Origin of the sequence: Faecalibacillus sp. TM498 (assembly GCF_020589955.1) — a bacterium.
Taxonomy (GTDB): domain Bacteria; phylum Bacillota_I; class Bacilli_A; order Erysipelotrichales; family Coprobacillaceae; genus Faecalibacillus; species Faecalibacillus intestinalis.
In genome coordinates this window covers 1-17,701 of record NZ_JAJDKB010000048.1, presented here as the reverse complement: position 1 = coordinate 17,701, position 17,701 = coordinate 1, and the positions used below count along the sequence as shown (strand labels likewise).

Annotated in this window: 19 protein-coding genes and 1 pseudogene; 3 read left to right on the top strand and 17 right to left on the bottom strand. The window is 26.4% G+C overall.

Going from position 1 to position 17,701, the window contains the following annotated elements:
• Positions 1-2 precede the first annotated feature (2 nt).
• Positions 3-485: a transposase gene (locus LJD32_RS15665; protein ID WP_227403821.1), complete on the top strand. Its 483-nt coding sequence runs from the start codon at positions 3-5 to the stop codon at positions 483-485.
• Entirely contained in the window at positions 415-663 is a 249-nt protein-coding gene (locus LJD32_RS12160; RefSeq protein WP_106988964.1) for a hypothetical protein, read from the top strand. The genes LJD32_RS15665 and LJD32_RS12160 overlap by 71 nt, the downstream gene beginning before the upstream one ends.
• Before the next feature lie 156 nt (positions 664-819).
• Here LJD32_RS12160 and LJD32_RS12155 read toward each other — a convergent pair whose 3' ends face one another.
• The 17 genes from LJD32_RS12155 to LJD32_RS12080 all read right to left on the bottom strand — a co-directional run bounded on the left by LJD32_RS12155 (position 820) and on the right by LJD32_RS12080 (position 17,011).
• On the bottom strand, positions 820-1,089 hold the full coding sequence (locus LJD32_RS12155; protein ID WP_032089913.1) for a phosphocarrier protein HPr: 270 nt from the start codon (positions 1,087-1,089) through the stop codon (positions 820-822).
• 164 nt (positions 1,090-1,253) lie between these two features.
• Positions 1,254-2,312: a class I SAM-dependent methyltransferase gene (locus LJD32_RS12150; protein ID WP_032089912.1), complete on the bottom strand. Its 1,059-nt coding sequence runs from the start codon at positions 2,310-2,312 to the stop codon at positions 1,254-1,256.
• A 3-nt stretch (positions 2,313-2,315) separates the two neighbouring features.
• Entirely contained in the window at positions 2,316-3,755 is a 1,440-nt protein-coding gene (locus LJD32_RS12145; protein ID WP_227392521.1) for a hypothetical protein, read from the bottom strand.
• A 99-nt stretch (positions 3,756-3,854) separates the two neighbouring features.
• Positions 3,855-5,042, bottom strand: a complete 1,188-nt coding sequence (locus LJD32_RS12140) for an ATP-grasp domain-containing protein (protein WP_032089910.1) — start codon at positions 5,040-5,042, stop codon at positions 3,855-3,857.
• An 18-nt stretch (positions 5,043-5,060) separates the two neighbouring features.
• Positions 5,061-5,798, bottom strand: coding sequence for an esterase family protein (locus LJD32_RS12135; protein ID WP_032089909.1), 738 nt, complete (start codon positions 5,796-5,798; stop codon positions 5,061-5,063).
• A 46-nt stretch (positions 5,799-5,844) separates the two neighbouring features.
• Positions 5,845-6,993, bottom strand: coding sequence for a hypothetical protein (locus tag LJD32_RS12130; protein WP_147580814.1), 1,149 nt, complete (start codon positions 6,991-6,993; stop codon positions 5,845-5,847).
• An 85-nt stretch (positions 6,994-7,078) separates the two neighbouring features.
• Positions 7,079-7,567 carry a GNAT family N-acetyltransferase gene (locus LJD32_RS12125; protein ID WP_227392520.1) on the bottom strand — a complete coding sequence of 163 codons (489 nt, stop codon included), beginning with the start codon at positions 7,565-7,567 and terminating at the stop codon, positions 7,079-7,081.
• A 9-nt stretch (positions 7,568-7,576) separates the two neighbouring features.
• Complete coding sequence (locus LJD32_RS12120) at positions 7,577-8,275, bottom strand: DUF554 domain-containing protein (protein ID WP_032089906.1); 699 nt, start codon at positions 8,273-8,275, stop codon at positions 7,577-7,579.
• Between the two features lie 91 nt (positions 8,276-8,366).
• Entirely contained in the window at positions 8,367-8,762 is a 396-nt protein-coding gene (locus LJD32_RS12115) for a hypothetical protein (protein WP_227392519.1), read from the bottom strand.
• A 1,614-nt stretch (positions 8,763-10,376) separates the two neighbouring features.
• Positions 10,377-11,699, bottom strand: a complete 1,323-nt coding sequence (locus tag LJD32_RS12110; protein ID WP_227392518.1) for a histidine kinase dimerization/phospho-acceptor domain-containing protein — start codon at positions 11,697-11,699, stop codon at positions 10,377-10,379.
• Between the two features lie 4 nt (positions 11,700-11,703).
• On the bottom strand, positions 11,704-12,357 hold the full coding sequence (locus tag LJD32_RS12105) for a response regulator transcription factor (protein ID WP_227392517.1): 654 nt from the start codon (positions 12,355-12,357) through the stop codon (positions 11,704-11,706).
• 97 nt (positions 12,358-12,454) lie between these two features.
• Positions 12,455-13,831, bottom strand: a complete 1,377-nt coding sequence (locus LJD32_RS12100) for an ABC transporter permease (RefSeq protein ID WP_227392516.1) — start codon at positions 13,829-13,831, stop codon at positions 12,455-12,457.
• Positions 13,831-14,487: an ABC transporter ATP-binding protein gene (locus LJD32_RS12095; protein WP_227392515.1), complete on the bottom strand. Its 657-nt coding sequence runs from the start codon at positions 14,485-14,487 to the stop codon at positions 13,831-13,833. Before LJD32_RS12095 ends, LJD32_RS12100 begins: the two co-directional genes overlap by 1 nt.
• A 9-nt stretch (positions 14,488-14,496) precedes the next feature.
• Positions 14,497-15,774: an ABC transporter permease gene (locus LJD32_RS12090; protein WP_227392514.1), complete on the bottom strand. Its 1,278-nt coding sequence runs from the start codon at positions 15,772-15,774 to the stop codon at positions 14,497-14,499.
• 19 nt (positions 15,775-15,793) lie between these two features.
• A complete protein-coding gene (locus LJD32_RS12085) occupies positions 15,794-15,901 on the bottom strand; it encodes a 4Fe-4S binding protein (protein ID WP_227352146.1) in 108 nt (35 codons plus the stop codon).
• Positions 15,902-16,167: 266 nt separating this feature from the next.
• Complete coding sequence (locus tag LJD32_RS15530) at positions 16,168-16,257, bottom strand: CD1871A family CXXC motif-containing protein (RefSeq protein ID WP_318035451.1); 90 nt, start codon at positions 16,255-16,257, stop codon at positions 16,168-16,170.
• A 346-nt stretch (positions 16,258-16,603) separates the two neighbouring features.
• Positions 16,604-17,011 (bottom strand): hypothetical protein, encoded by a 408-nt coding sequence (locus LJD32_RS12080; RefSeq protein WP_227392512.1) that lies wholly within the window; start codon positions 17,009-17,011, stop codon positions 16,604-16,606.
• 596 nt (positions 17,012-17,607) lie between these two features.
• Here LJD32_RS12080 and LJD32_RS15660 point away from each other — a divergent pair.
• Positions 17,608-17,701 (top strand): annotated as a pseudogene (locus LJD32_RS15660) (hypothetical protein); the annotation flags it as partial.

The window sequence follows — 17,701 nt, the reverse complement described above, 5'->3', positions numbered from 1 at the left end:
CCATGGCTGAAAATCGCATCATCAAATATGAAGATGACAAAAAGATGATCAGATGGTGGTACAACCGTCATGAAGATGAAAAATATATCGAAGTATATGAAAGTGTTGAAAACTTTATAAACAATCTCATCCTCCACTGTCCTGATGAAAACTTTAAAATGGTCAGATACTATGGCTTCTATTCAAACAGGAATAAAAAGTTACTTGAAAAGGTATATGAACTTTATGGCAAAAAAAAGAAAAAGCGTATCAGAAATCTAAAAGAAAGAAAAAAAGATTTAAAAAACAAACTCGACCATCTAAAATACCGCACACATATGATAGAATCATTTCAAAAGGACCCTTTGTTATGTTCATGTGGCAGTCTTATGAAATGTGAATATACATATGATCCTTTTGAAGGAGGTACCCCTAATGACAGACTCTACAGGGAAAAATGCATCAATGAATGCAGACGACTGTCCTTGGACAGACGAAGAAATTGATAAAATGATTGCGAAGGATACACTTATCAAAATGAAATGTACTGCTTGTGGTCATATTGCCAATGTTCCTGACTGGATCATTGGTGAATTTGCGGAAGAAGATAGAATGTCCGGTAAACATGGTGAAGTTGAAATAGAATGTCCGGTATGCAATGGTCCTATGAGAAGAATCAGATAGCCATTGCTTAATTACAGGACAAAAAATTCATACCAGATTACGCAAATATATCATAGTATTTTGGTATGAGTTTTTATATACTATTTTTTCTGACGCATCCAAATTCTTAATAGATAAAAAAAGGGAATCATGTTGATTCCCTTTTCATTAATGCTATTATTCAGCAACTTTTTGTTCTTTGATTACTTTAGCAATTGAAGCAACTACATCTTCTTCGTCATCACCTTCAGCTACGATAGTAACTGTAGCTTTAGTAGGAACACCTAAAGACATAACTCCCATGATAGATTTTAAGTTTACTTCTTTATCATTATAAACTAATTTAATATTGCTAGTGAATTTGCTAGCTTGGTTTACTAAGATAGTAGCTGGTCTAGCATGTAATCCAACTGGATCAGATACTACGAAAGATAATTCTTTTGCCATTATATGACTCCTCCTTAAAAATTTCTATGATACAATTATAGCATCATATTTTTAGAATTTCTAGAGATTTTCTAAAAAAATAAAGCGTTTACATATTTAAATCAAATTTAGTCGATATATACTACATTTTTTTAATTTATAAATTAAAAAAACAGGAAATTTTTTTAATTTTCCTGTTTCATATCATTTTTTCTTGCTATTACCATAAATTTATGAGTAGTAATTTCATAAAATTGGTTCTTTTTGATTTTCTTTAATACATCGGCATAGAAGTTCATAAATTGCTCATATTTTTCCACTCTTTCAGGAGAAATACTCTTCATAAAAGCAAGAACTGCTGATAAAGAATGAAAACGAATATGTCCTACATCTTCATAACTATCAACAATATCAAATCCTATCTCTGTAAGAGTTGACTGACAAGCTTCTTTATTCCATTGTCCTTTTAATTTAAACGGAATAAACATATTAATAATTTCTTTATAATTGTCACTTCCTAATTGATCAACAACTAAATAACCACCTGGTTTTAAAATGCGATACATTTCAAATTTATCATAATTAGATAACTCATTAACAACAACATCTAATTTTTCATCTTTAAAAGGCATTTTCCCTTGTGAAGTAAAAGTTGTTACTTTGACACCTTTTTCTTCTAAGGTTTCTCTTGCTTTTGTTGGATTTAATTCTACAGAATACGTAATTGGTGGTAATTTTTCAAATTGTGAAGTAAAATTTCCACCATCTACTGATATAACAGCTAAATGATTTTCTTCATTTAAATAATCTTCAATTATTCTATGTGGTTCATAACTAGGAATTGTTTGTTGCATGAGCTCTTCGCCTTGATTTAAAACAGCCTGTTCTATTTCATTTTTTAATTCTTCACTTTCAACAATATCCTTTTTAAAACGAAAATTAATATAATAATAATAAACAATTTGTGAAAGAGCATCACTAATAACTCCTACCGCAATAAAACCTAACAATTGTAAAAACCACATTGTAGAAAATGCTTTTTCCACAGAAACAATCATATAACAAAGAAATGCTACAAAAATAATTGAAAACTGATTACGATAAACAAACTTTGAATGGTATCTTAAAAAATAACGTACATTTGACATCTTTCTTGCTTGTCTACCTTCAATTTCAGCAAACACTAATCTTAAAAAGATAAGTGTAATTGCATAGAAAACTAATAATACAATATAATATTCCATAGATTACCCCTTATAAATTAAATTTCCTTCCAAATCATAATATGCTTTATGATTTTTCTTTCTTAAATACTTACCATTATATAATTGATATTCTCCTTCAAGAGAAAATACAGATTCACCTTTTTCCATATCATATAAATATGTTGTTCCACTTTTATTTAATAAAGCATAAACTTTACCATCAAATTCAAAAACTTGACTTTCACCCATGAAATAATCATGAATATCTATTTTTCCTTTAGTATTAATAATTTCATACTTACTATTTGTTTCATAGGCTGCATAATATCCTTCTCCAATAGATTCAATCTTTACATAATTTTTAGATTGTTTTTCTCCTTTAGAATTCATTAAATAATACTTTTCACCATCTTTAGAAACAACCGCCACTCCATATTGATCAAAATCTTGAGCATCTTTATAAATTGTTTTAATTGCTTCTTTACCATTAAAACCATAATATTGATATCCTTTATTTTGAACATATACTGGGAAAATATGACCGTGTACCGAAGCAACATTAGGATTTAACTGAATACCTTTAACATCTTTTTCTTTACCATCTTTAGTAAATTTATGTGGACCATAAATATAACTTGCATTTTTAGATAAATAATTATTTACATCTTTATAATAACTTGTTGCTACAACATCCTTTTTACCATCTAAAGATAACAATCTTATACCATCTTCATTTTCTAAAATAAGTGATGAATCTTTGAATTTTACAGAATCTACTTCTACATTTTTTTCAAATTTAACTTTTCCTTTTAAATTAATATAAGCTAAGTTTATTTGTTGTTGATCATATAAAACAAAACCTTTTTTATAATCATTAGCAACAACCTTATATTGTCCTTTTAATTTAATAGTTAAGCCTTCTTCATCATTTTGACTATTTGAAGAAGTATCAAAAAGTACAGTTTTATCTTTATATGCTACTGTAATAAATGAATCATGATAAATTCCAGCATAATTGATTGCTTTTTTAGAAGTAGTTACAACTTCACCTTCACTATTTAAAACAGAATATTTTTTATTCTTATAGATAACAGGTAAATCATACATATAAATTTTTACCTTTTTACTATCTTTATATAATTCCTTCCCTTGTTGATCATAAATTGTATACTTGCCTTTAGCATCTTTAGCAACAATCATATTTTCAACAACGGATAATGTTGTTCCTTTTTTATATTTAATTAATTTTTTACCAGTTGTTGAAATATATTCATATTTTTTATCATGAACAACCACGTATCCTTCATTTTCTACCTTTTTATAAGAAGAATAAATAAACTTTGTTTTTAAATCTCCTTCTGATGTACATAAAGCATATTTATTATTTTTTTCAACAAATAATGTTTGTGTTATTGATTTACTTGAACAACCTGTTATTGTAAGCATCATGATAAGCATGCATGCTAGAAACTTTTTTTTCATGACGATGACCTCCTTGGTATGTTTATTATAACATAATAATGAGTTTATGAAATATTTATTAATTGTTCATGAACTATAAAAAAGGATTCAAAACGAATCCTATTTTTCTAATATATATTTAATCATTTCTTGAATTTCTTTTTCATTTTTTGCTCTTAATAAATAAACTTGATTCCCCATTGCCGCTGCTAATGCATCAGGTACAATTTCATGAGAAATAAGTTGATCTTTAAATTTCATACGTATTTGTTGACTATGATGTTTATATTTTAAAACGTCTCTTCTTCCAGCATATCCAATACAATATTGTTGTTTAGGTTCAATAAAACAACGATCATAAATCAACATGTCCGCAAAAATATCATAGACATTTGCGTTATATGAATAATTCATCATATCTGGAATATAGGCTCCAGGTGCTCTCATATTGACTTCTAAACCAACAAGATCTCCTTTTTTTCCTAAACCCTCTTTATCTTTACCTAATCTAAAGAATTCAAAATGGAAGAATTTTTGTTTAGCGTCAAAAGCCTTAACAACACGACTTCCTACTTCTTTAATATCACTACCTTCAACAATTTGTCCATAAAAAGCAGTATCTCCACCTTCATTGACCGTATCCATAATAGATTCCATCATCACATGACTTGTACAAATCAAAATATTTCCTTGACTATCAGTAATACCATCAAAAGTTTCTACAAGACCATCAATATATTCTTCTGCAATAAAGCTAATATTTCGATCCCAATTCTTTAAAAATTCCTTAACTTGTTTATTATTTTTTAATTTATATGTAGAAGAAGCACCCACACCATTATCTGGTTTTACAACAATTGGAAAACCAACTTCTTTACAAAAATCTAAAAGTTCTTGATCATCTTTAAATACTTTATATCTTGCTGTTGGAACATTTGCTTTCTTATAAACATCTTTCATTTTTGATTTAAATTTCATCACTTCTAATTCTTTTGGTCTTAACCCATGATGAATATTAAAATCTTCTCTTAACTGAGCTTCTAATTCAAGCCAAAATTCATTTTGTGATTCAATATAATCAATGCGTCCATATTTCCCAATAAAAAATCCCATTGCACGATAAACTTCATCATAATTTTGAAGATTATTGACACGATAATATTCTACTAAGCTTTCCTTTGTTTCATTTACTAAATCATCATAAGGTGCATCTCCAATCCCTAAAACTGTAACACCTCTTTCTCTAAGTGATTTACAAAAATTCCAATAATATGTTGGAAAATTTGGTGAGATAAAGACTAAATTCATATTTCGATTTTCCCCCTTTTATAAAATATGTCCTAAAAAATAGGGTAATTGTTTACGCCACCAAGGCCAATCATGGTTGACATCGCTTCCCCAAAAGTCACACCATGCATTGACACCTAAACGATCAAATGTTTCCTTCATTAATCCTGTTGATTTAACCATTTCATCTTCCCATGCACCTTGTCCACAACAAAGAATAATATGTCTTTGATTGTATAAATCAACATAAGGATGATTTCTTGACATCCCATTTAAGTACTTTAAAGGACTATTATTATAAATATTTTCATCAACATATTGTCCAAAGAAAAGATCAGTATCATAATATCCACTTAAAGCAATACATCCCATAAATAAATCAGGTCTTCGAAGCATCATATTTGCTGCATGTGTTGCTCCTAAAGAACATCCTGTCGTATAAATCATCTTTCCTGTACCATTAATTTCTTTTATTCTAGGCACTATTTCATCACAAATATAGTAATAAAATTGTTCTAATAAATAACTACGACGTGCTTTGTCTCCCATTTCATCAGAATAACTTTCTTCATCAATGCTTCCGACACAAAACAATTGTACATAACCATTTTCTATTTTATCTTTGATCACATCGACCATTCCAAAATTTTCATAATCTTGAGGATGACCATCTTGTGCTGGAAAGACAAGAAGTGGCACACCACTATGTCCATAAACGATAAAATCCATATTTCTATCTAAACATTGACTGTATTCACTATAGTATCTTTTTTCCATAAAAATACCTCCTACTACTTTTATTGTAGCACAAAGTATTTCCTATTTAAAAACCAAATATTTTTAATCTTAGTTTTTGATTCATCATCAATGATAAAGTTAATTTAACTGTTTCTCTTCCTAATTTTGCTTCTTGACAATCCTTCATAACTATTTCTAATAATTTCATTAAAATATAATATTCTTTTGAATAATGAATCTTTAATTCACTAACAAATGATTCAAAAGGATAAAGTTGGTAGTCTTTTTCCATTAATAAAATTATTCTTTCTACTTCTAAAAGAGATTGATTAAATGATTGTTTTTCTTTTAAATCATCATATACTTCTTTCAAATTATTGAAATATTTCATTAACCCCGCTGGTATTTTTTCTATTTTATCTTTATAAACTAAAACATCTGTAATATTTAAATCTAAATAATCTTCACTTTCAGTAAAAGGTATATAGGCTATTTGTTCTTTTAAATAATTACGATCAACTTCTTTAGAGATAGTAGCCCATTCTTCATCAAAATCCTTTTGATAAAAATCACACAATAATAATAAAGGTAATACAATTGATTTTAATTCGATGATTTCTTTTAATAATTGGAAAACAATTTCCTTATGTTCTACTTCTACTTTTTCTAACTGTTGACTAAAAATCAATACTAAAAAGTGTTTTAATAAAGCATATTGATCGTCTTGACATTCCTTTTGATATTGTTTAATTAATTCTTCTATTATTTTTAAAGAATGTTCCAGCTCTTGATTTTTATCTTCTAATAATCGAAATGTTTCCTCTTTGCCAAATAAATAAAAATAGACCTCTATCGCTGATAAAAAATCATAATGTTCTTCTAAATAGCACTTATCCCAATTACCTTTATGTAAATACCAAAGGTCTGTTTTATATGCGGAATAATGTTGATCCAAGACCGTATTTAACCAACCTACAGTTTTCATTTGATCAACAATTATCCCATTTTCTACTTTTTTTAAAACAGCTAAAGCATATGTAATTTTATGATAAATACAACTCTTTTCTATTTCACAATTTTCAAAATAACTATAATCAAAATCTTGATAATCTTTAACATCCTTTAAAACAATTATTTCTTGATTTTCAAAAAGAACATTTTCTTTTTTCATGATTCCTGCATAATGCAATATATGTTTATATTTTTCACTATATTCTCTATATATTTGATCCATATTCATTCCCCTTTATTCTATATTCTTATTCTATTCCTAAATAACCTTTTCGTCATTGGACAAATAGTACAAAAAAAGAGAAATATTATATTTCTCCACGACAATCAATTACCATATCATTCCATTTAGCATTTCCATGAGTAGATGCTGAAACTTTTACAAATTTAAAACCGCAACTTTCATAAAAAGGAATAAGATGATCTTTACATGTCAAAATAAATCCGTCTACATCATTTTTTCTTTTCTCTACATATTCCTTTACCATTTCTCTAGCATAACCATGTCCTCTATATTCAGGTAAAATACAGACTGAAAAAATCATTTGATATTTTCCATTTTCTTGATGTAAAAAAGCATTTTCGTACATACTATCTGGTAGATTACATTCATTATTTCTTAGACCACCAATATAACCGATTGCTTGATGAGCAATATAAAAAATTTCAAATCCTTCATGATAAACTGCTAATCTTTCTTTTAATGATTGGTAACTTGCTGCCTCTTGTATAGGAAAACAGGTTGTTTCTATATGATAAAGTAATTCTAAATCTTGTATCGCTACTTGTTTTAACATGATTTTCTCCTAAATCATGGCATAAAGACCAACAAAAGGCATGACTAAAATAAGTGCAGGAACAAGATTCATCGCTCTTACATCTAATATTTTAGAAACAGTTAACCCTGTAATCATTGTAATGACACCACCACAAGCCTTAAAATCAGCAATCATTGTTGAATTTACAAATGGTAAGATTGCTTTTGCTAGAAAGAAACATGCAAGTAAAATAAGTAATTGTGGAACACATATTAAACTTTGTGCATAACCTAAAGCAGCTCCAAATAAAACAGCTGTAAAAAAATCTAAAACCGATTTAGAAATTAAAACAGATGCATCACCTGACATTCCTTCTGTAAGAGCTCCAAATAATCCCATTCCAGACATTGAAAACATCAAAACAACTAATAAATAAAGATGCATATATTCTTCTTGATTACCTTCTATATGAAAAGGTAGCTTATCTAATAAAAATGCAAAGATATCATGAACATGATCATATAAATGACATAGTTCACCAATAACAAAACCTAAAATAATAGCCATAATAACCATAGGCAATGTTTTTACATTTAAAATAGAAGTAATCCCAATCGTAACTGAACAAATCCCAAATACTTTTGGAAGTTCTTCAATAAGATGTTTTGGTAATATTTTTTTAATAAATCCTCCGATAAATGTACCAATAAAGACAGCACATACATTTGTTAGAACGCCAACTGGCATAAAATCACCACCTTCTGTCCTATTATAACAAAACATAAATGAGTTGCACATAGAAAATTATGTACACCAACATATAAAAAAATTGTTAGATCTATATAAAATTTAACAACATGTAAAACAATTCTTTAATTTTATAAGTATTTAATATACCCCATATAATCAAATAAAAGGAAATACAAATGATCGTAAAACCTACTAATCCACCAATTTGAAAATAATACCAAAAACCAAAAACAATGCATGCTATTAATAATATTATAAATCCACATTTCTTTTTGTACTTCTTTATATAATCATTTACTATTGGTAAATGATAGATATTTATTAATAAAGCAAAAATGACTAACCCATTAAACATACAATTTATAAAATTATCCGTTCTAATAATAGAAGTAGACAATATCAAACAACATAGAACAATCATTGTAATCTTAAATAAACTATTATTTAATATTCCATCAATCTTCACTTTTACATGATTTTTCATATAACACTTTCCTTTTTATTTTGGTAGTGTCAAAAATCTATATTAAATAGCGTAAATATACTACCTTCCAATTTATCTATATAAACAGTAAAATGATTACTGAGTATATCTTAGTAATCATCTTTTTTTGTTTTATCATAAAAAAATAAATAATCATCTAAAACATTATTAAAACAAATTAATTTATTATTCATTTTTTTATCTACAAAATCTTTTACTGAATGAATCATAAATGCCTCCTTATTATATAAATGAAAAAAGAATTATAAAATTTGATTCGGAATTGTTACGTTTTTCATTTGGGAAAATGAATTTTATTTTTAATCAAAAGTTATAATTCTTTAAACTACTTAGAATTAAGTTACCAATTTATAAAAGTACGTATTTATGTGTGCATAAAATATAATGATTAAGCATGTATAGAAATGATTTACAGTAAAATTATCTTTTTTATGAGGTTTTAATATTTTTTGGGAAGTTATTATTAAAATGAAAATACCTAATATCATATTCTCATAGATACACCCTATTGTTTCTTTTATAAATTATTCATTCTACTTAAATTCTTTTTTTACAACTACTCAATATTAAATAAGAATTATTATTTAAACACTTAATGTTTATTGGAGAATGCTACCTGTCTATAAATTTAAGAGTTAGGATCATTAAATGGATTATAATATCTATAATTGTGCAATGTACCAAAATTAATTTTTATCTAAATATCTTTAACAATAATCTTATTTTTAACTTTTAGAATATTAACTTATAAGCCTACCCTCTATCTAAGATTAACAAGCGATTTATAATATTAAGTTTTATAGAGTGGTAGCTTTTTAGATTGCTATTAAAATCTAAAAGCTTTCATTATTTTGTGTTGTATCACCTTCTATAAATATTTTAATGAATAAGGTTTATATGTAATAAAAATTTAAAGAAGTATTAAAAAACGAGCTTGTACCTATTCATTAATAATTAACTACTTTAGATAGCAAACTGAACCGATTGAGTTTAGTTTACCTAAGCTACAATAAATGCTTTACTATTTTGGACACATCTATTTATAACTTGATGGTATGATAGCATACAATTTTATGCGTTTTTTCCCATATTTTTTATTTATCTATTTAATTTTTTGAGAATATTAAAATAAACAGTCCCTATCAAATTTTTAATATAGAAATTATTGCAAGAAGAATATATTAAATCCTTTTGACTTTATCAATATTTTGGTAAAGTAGACTTATTCAACGTATTGAATGGACTTTTCTAGCGTAACATTCAACTCAGCAAGTCTATGTTTTCAATTTATGAGTACAGGATAACTTAGTAAACTTTTGTATAAGTGCTTTAGCTGATATCTAATAACCAAAACTTTTAGATGGCCAGGTTCATCGTAATGATTGATCCGCCCCATCGGAATTTAATGAAAAATAGCAGTTGATCAAGTCTATCGGAATACTTGGTCAACCTAATCGGAATAAGTGATCAATTAGAGTGGAATAATCATTTATCAATTATTTTCTTTTCACTTTCAATAAGAAAAAAGTTTTTATTTCCACAATTAATAATAAGTCTCTATTTTTCAATAACTATTGTAAAATTATATCTTACTTAAGATAATATTTTAATTTTAAAGATAAAAAATTCTTCATCCTGCAATGCTTTATATTCTATATTGTAATTATTCAGAATATTACTTACAATATATAAACCTAATCCATTACTATTTTCCTTATTTAAATCAAATTTAACATCAAATATTTCATCCATATTCGAAATTTTATTGTTACCGTATGAATTTTCTATATATAACCAATCATTAACCATCCCAATATTAATTACCCCATTTACATCAGTATATTTTACCGCATTACTAATCAAATTAGATAAAATAATCTTTAAAGCTGTTTTTCCTATATAAACATTCTCATCTAATATATAATTATTGACAGTTATTTTCTTTTGATGTGCTAATATTTCATACTTTTTTAATACATCTTCTAATGTATCATTTATTTTCAAATATTCTTCATCATTATTCAAATTTTCTATAGAATGAACTGATAATATTTGAGAAATATTTTTTGTTAAACTATCAACGATTTCAATGCATTCATTAATATAAATATCTTTTTCTTTATATTTTCCAATATTGTATTTCATGTTTTCCAGTATTATTTTAAGACTAGCAAGAGGAGTTTTAAGTTCATGGGATGCACCTTTAAAAAAGTCATATTTTAACTTTTCTAATTTTAAAATTTCTTTATTTTTAAATTCTAAATCGTCAATTGTTCTTAATAAAGTAGAATACAAATCATTAATTTGTTGTTTTAATTCTCCAATTTCATCATTAGAGCTAACTTCTAAACGTATTTTTTTATCAAGTTTCATCATTTTATCAGTAACAATTTGTATTTCTTGTACATTGTTTTTTATTAATTTTGCATAAATTAAAGAAATAATAGAAGAAAATAAAATTGATATTAACAAAGAATATGGTAAAAATTTAAGACTTAAATCTTTTGCATCTTTTTGCATATCAGCTGTAGAGACAAATTGTAGATATGTTTTTTTACCATCATTAAGCTTTATTTCTCTTTCTTCAATTATCAAAGAATTACTATTACTTTCTAAATTAGTATCTATATTATCTTTGATTTTTATTTCATTATTATTATTATTTCTTTCTTTTATAAATGCCTTTATTTCGCTACTTTTAGAATAAAGTTCCAAGGTTTGTTCTATATATTTTATTTCTTTTCCATTCATAATACTGGAAATTTCATTTGCTTTATTATAGACCTCTTCTTTTCTGGTCTCCAAATATGTTTTAGGAAAAATAAAGAAAACTAATAAATGAACTAATATAATTATTATTCCAAGAACAGAAAATATTTGTATGAACATTTTGGGAAATATCTTTAATTTTTTCATTTTCTCATTTTATCTCCAATTTATATCCCACATTTCTTATAGTGGTTATGCAGTCTAATTGTAATTTTTTTCTAAGTTCTTTTATGTATACGTCTATTACTCGATCGTAAGGAATTTCTTCGCTATCTTTCCATACATAATCAATAATTTGCATTCTAGTTAATACTTGTCCATTATTATCCAATAGACACTTTAATACATCTAGTTCTTTTGCATTTACATCTATTTCTTCATCATTTATTTTAGCTGTATAGCTATTAAAGTTAACCGATAAATCCTTATATTCAAACTTCTCTAAATGTCCATAATTCTTTTTAATCAAAGAATCTATTCTAACCTTTAAGACTGGCAATGAAAATGGCTTTTCTATATATCCATCTGCTAAATTAGTAAATGCATCAATTTTATATTCTTCATCACTAAATGCAGTCAAAATTAGAATTGGTAAATTGCTTTTCTTTCTAATTTCTTTCAACACTTCTAAACCATTTATAAAAGGTATCTGAATATCTAAGATAACCAAATTTATAGCGTTATTAAATTTTGACAAAGCTTCTATTCCATCTTTAGCTTGAATAACAGTATATCCAAATTCCAAAAGATATTCACTTATTCCCTCTCTGATCATATTATCATCTTCAACAATTAATATTTTCATAAATACCTCCACTTAAGCCTATACACTTATATTATACAGAATATTATTTGATATTTAAAAGTCAAAAAAATTTCGGTGCTAGAAAGCACCAAAACTTTTAATTATCGTCAATTAATAATTCTTTTGGGTTTCTTCTTAATATATTGAATGAAGAAACAATCAATGAAACAAGTAGTATTAAACTCATAAATATAACTACATAAATTATAAACTTAGGTACTACATTTATATCTAAACTTGATAATGTCTTATTAAATCCTTCAGCTTCTGCCCCACCACCTAATTGGCTAGATGCAGATTGTCTAGCTATTTGTTTAGCTATATCACCAGTAACCTTATTCAATATATTATTTCCAAGTTTGCTAGCTGTGTATTGAGCTAAGAAATAAGAACCAACGAATGCGGGGATTGATATAAATATCATCTCAATTAGGAATTGACCAAAAATTTCTAATTTTGATATACCTAATGATAGTAATACTGCTATTTCTTTCTTTCTAGCATTCATCCATAAGAATAGTAATAATGAAACTACAACTCCTGCAAATATTAATGAACCTACAAATAATTTATTTGAAATTGAGTAGATGCCTGATATAGATTGTTGTAATGCAGGGTAATTTGATGAACTTTTAATCAAATTATATTCTCTCCAATTTATATCTAATTTCCCAAGATCTTTTATGACACTATCAAGATTCTTATCACCTTTTACAAAGAATGTTGCATCTTGGTATACAGCTGTATCTTCTGTATTACCATAAACTTTAGCGGCCGTATCAATATCAGTGATTAATGTATTTTCGTATAGTTCCTGTGCTGCACTTACTCCACCACTATTATGCCCATCGAATAGACCTTTAATTTCTACTTCTACTGTTTCATCTGCACCTTTTTCATTATCAGCGTCAAATAAATTAGATTTTAATTTTATCTTATCTCCAACTTTAAGATTATTTTTTTTAGCTAAATCTTTATGCATTAAGATTTTATTTTTATCTTCATTTTCTAAATGCTTTCCTTCTACTAATTTATATGCTTCTGATACAAATTTTGTTTCTTTTGATGAGTCATTAACCCCAGTTAACATAACTGTTCTTTTGAAATTCTTCGCTCTTTCAGGCGATTGATTCGCAAGAGTCTCTTGAGTTTCAATAATATCATAATCAACTAAATCTGCAACACTGTTTATTCTTTTTACATAGGATTCTACACTATCTGTTTGAGATATCTTTTTAATATCTTCACCTTTTACATTTCCCCCACCTCTAGGTGTTCCTGGATTAACTTGTCTATTTATCTCCATAGAAAAACTATTTGTTATATTAGCCAATGTTTCTTTTGAAGCTCTGTCCGTAGCATCTTTAATAGATAAACTAATAAAACTTAAAATTGACATAGATAAAATAACTAACATAATAATTAATGATTTTAAGCTTTTTCTAGTTACATAAGCAAATGCATTTTTTACCATTATTCAACCTCCAAATTCATTTTATTTACTTTTTTCAAATTTTTACCACTTAGTTCTAAAATAATATCCGCAGAATCTGCTACTTCCTTACTATGTGTTACAACTATTACACATTTATTTTTGTCTTTAGCCAACGTCTTTAATATATCAATTATTTCTCCAGCAGTAACACTGTCTAAATTACCAGTAGGTTCATCAGCTAGTATTATTGGCGCATTTGATACCAATGCTCTAGCAATAGCTACTCTTTGTTGCTGTCCACCAGATAATTTCATAACATTTCTTTTTATTTGTTTTTTATCTAAACCTAGCTCAAACAAGATACTTTCATCTGCTGATTTGTTTACTAATCTAATATTTTCAATCGGTGTTAAATAATCTATCAAATTGTAGTTTTGAAATACTAAAGATATATTATTTTTTCTATGATTGTTATATCCTTTCTTTTGTATATCTTCATTCTTAAACAATATTTTTCCTGTTTTAGGTTTATCAAGTCCAGCAAGTAAGGAAAGAAGTGTAGTTTTTCCTGTTCCTGACTTTCCTACGATCGCATAAAACTTCCCAAGTTCAAATTTTTGATTTACTCCTAACAAAACTTTTTCTTTAGAATTTACATAACTATATGCCACATTCTTTATTTCTAATATATCCATTATTTTCTCCTAACTTATTTTTGATAATATTTCTTTAGGCTTCTTGATTAATATTAATGAAGAAGCAAATACAACTGATAAAACAATAATACTTATTAATATTAAATAACTTTGTCCAAGTGCTACTATATTTAACATAAAACCACTATTATTTATTAAACTTCCACCGGAAATTATTGAATCCTCTGAGTTAATGAATCCATCTACAATTACTTTTAGTAACACATTTCCTAAAAGTAAGGAAGATATTATACTTGGTATCGATATGAATATTAACTCGAATATAAATTGCATTATAATTTGCATCTTAGATGTTCCAATAGATAAAAATATACCTATTTCATAAATTCTTTCTCTTAACCATAGAACCAAGATTAATGAAAGAACAATCATTCCTCCTAACATAATAGAATAAGTCATTACTTTTATTATATGTTTTATTCCACTTACTGACTCTAAAGATTCCTCAAATACATTAGAATCTTTTTCAATGGAATACTTTGATTCATCAATTTTAAGCTCTTTCAATTTATTTAAGACTAAGTTTGTAGATTCTAAACTACCAGAATACATTAAAATTTTATTTGCAATTTTATTATTTTCTAAGTTATTTAATATCTCTTGGCTTGTTGAATAATCCACAAAAACCATATTTTCACTAAAATCAGAAGTTAGACCTGTATATGTTTCCTGTTTTTTACCAGAAAATATTCCTATAATTTCAAATTTATGACTCTTTATTTTTCCACTTTTTTCAGTATCTAGTAATTCAAGATCAACTTCATCACCTAATTTTAGATTGTTTTGTTTAGCGAATTCTTCATGAACAATAATTGAGTTTTTATCATTTTTCTCTATATTTTTACCTTCTTTAATTGTAAATACTTCACTATTAAATAAAATGTTTCTTTTAGTATTATTTGTAGCTTCGAGTGAAACAACATTCTTAAATTTATCAGATAAATCTTCTCTATTTATTTTTTGCTCTCCACTAACTACTTTAGCACCTTTTAGTTTTGCTAATCCATCATATTGAATTATTATTTCTTCAATTTCTTTTAATTTTTCAATATCCTTAAATTGATTAACATTAAAATATTTACCATCTTTTTTTGTTATTGATATTGAAGAATTAGAACTTTCGTATAAAGTCTTTTCTATTTCATTGCTTGATTTCATTATTGTTAAACAAGAATACAAACAAGAAAGAACTATTGTTAAAATAACAAAAATAATAAATGTTCTATTTTTTTTTCTTGTAATGTATGCTATTGCGTTTTTTATCACTTTTCTAATAAGCTCCTCTCTATTTTTTTATTCCACAACTAATTGTGTCCACAGGACAAGCATTTTTGCATCGTCCACATCTGATGCATTCTAGATGATTACAATTTTCAACTGGATCTATATTCATTTGGCAAATTTTTTCACATTACCGCAACTGATGCACTTTTCTTCGTCTAGTCTATGCCTGAATACTGAAATTGGGCTAATAACTGAATAAATAGCTCCCAAAGTCCAAGCATGCCAATTGGACTAATAAGCTTACAAAAATATGGAGACCCTTGTCCTAAAATATCAACTAAAAATAGAGGAAGTATTATTACAAATACAATCGATATTATATATTTCAATTTTCTCAAATTCTTATCAAGCTTAAATGTGTCAATTTTTTTAATTCTATCCAATTCCAACACACTCCAAGCAAATTCTTATTACTTTCTCCAATTCAACTCTAGTCGCTCCATGACCATATCCATAGTAAGTCATAGTCATATTAATAAAGACAATTACTAAAGAGAAATTACGGCTTTTTTAAAACTAATTAACCATATACCATTCATCACTTTACATTTACTTATTTTTTATTTTTGTTAATTCTTTTTCAATTACTCCCTTGTTTTCACCATTATCATCAACATTATCTATAGCAACACTAACAATATTAAAACATTTAATTTTTATTTCGTTCTAAACCTCAACTAAATTTGGAATCTCTTTTACACAAACTTTACGCTAAATTGTAAATACGTTTACCATACTTCTCAAAATATTTACTTGTAAAATCCTAACCATTTATGTCTTTTAGTAATAGTTTACGTAAATTCCTAACTGATTATTTTTTAAATGCTTCTGTATTTTCTAAATCAGTTTTTTCTGATAGAACAAAACCGTTTTTAGGACGTTCTTTTTTTTCTATAATTTGAATCTCAGTTTTTTTAAATTCATTCAGAAGTTTAATTTCAGATCCGCTGTTTGTACTAAAATAGCAATCGTATTTTCCATCACTTGAAACTCCTATTTTAGTATGAGTATCACATTTTGTCATTTTAGATATTTTTTCTTCTGATGTATTTTTTTCAAAGATACCAATAGTTCCAATTCTTTTAAGCCCATTTTCCCATTTTTCATAACCACCTTCCTTTTTATTAACAACTGCTTTTTTTTGCTCTTTAGTCATTTTATTAAAAGTTAAAAAAGCATATTTTAATTCCTTATTTATAGGACTTTGATCATCTAACATCGCTATCTTTTTATCATTCATATACTTTTTAAATTTATTTGAAAGTTTAAATTTAAGACCTAAATATTCATAAACATATTCTTTTTTTGTTTTTAAAGTATAATCTGATGGCTTAAATGTTGCATTTTTATCCTTTTTGTTAGTTGACGTACCCTTCTCTTTAGAACTTATTGATTGTCCTTCTTTAATTTTATTGCTTTCATTACTTTTTTTACACCCAACTGTACTTAAGCTCAAACATAACGTAAGTAATAGGAATGCACCTCTGGCTACTTTTTTCCCATAATTTTATCCTCCTTTATTCCCCCTTTATTTTTTAAACAAAAACCTTTTATAACTACTTTCAATAATATTATACATACCATTTATGAAACGTTGATGAAATACAATTTTTTATTTTTCCAAACCACAGTATAATAATATAAATATTGATGTTAGTATAAAAACTGTACAAGTTAAATGGAAGAATTAAACATCATTTGGTACAATGTCATAAGTAAAAAAAGAAATGGAGAAAGACTATGACAAAACCAGTATTTGATGATGAATTTAAACAAGGAGTTGTAGATTATGCTAACTAACATCCTGAAGAATCCAAAGTTTCTATTGCTAAAAGATTTGGTATTGCAGACAGTACAATTCATAAATGGATAAAAGATGCAAACAACAATGGCAATAAAATTGAATCTC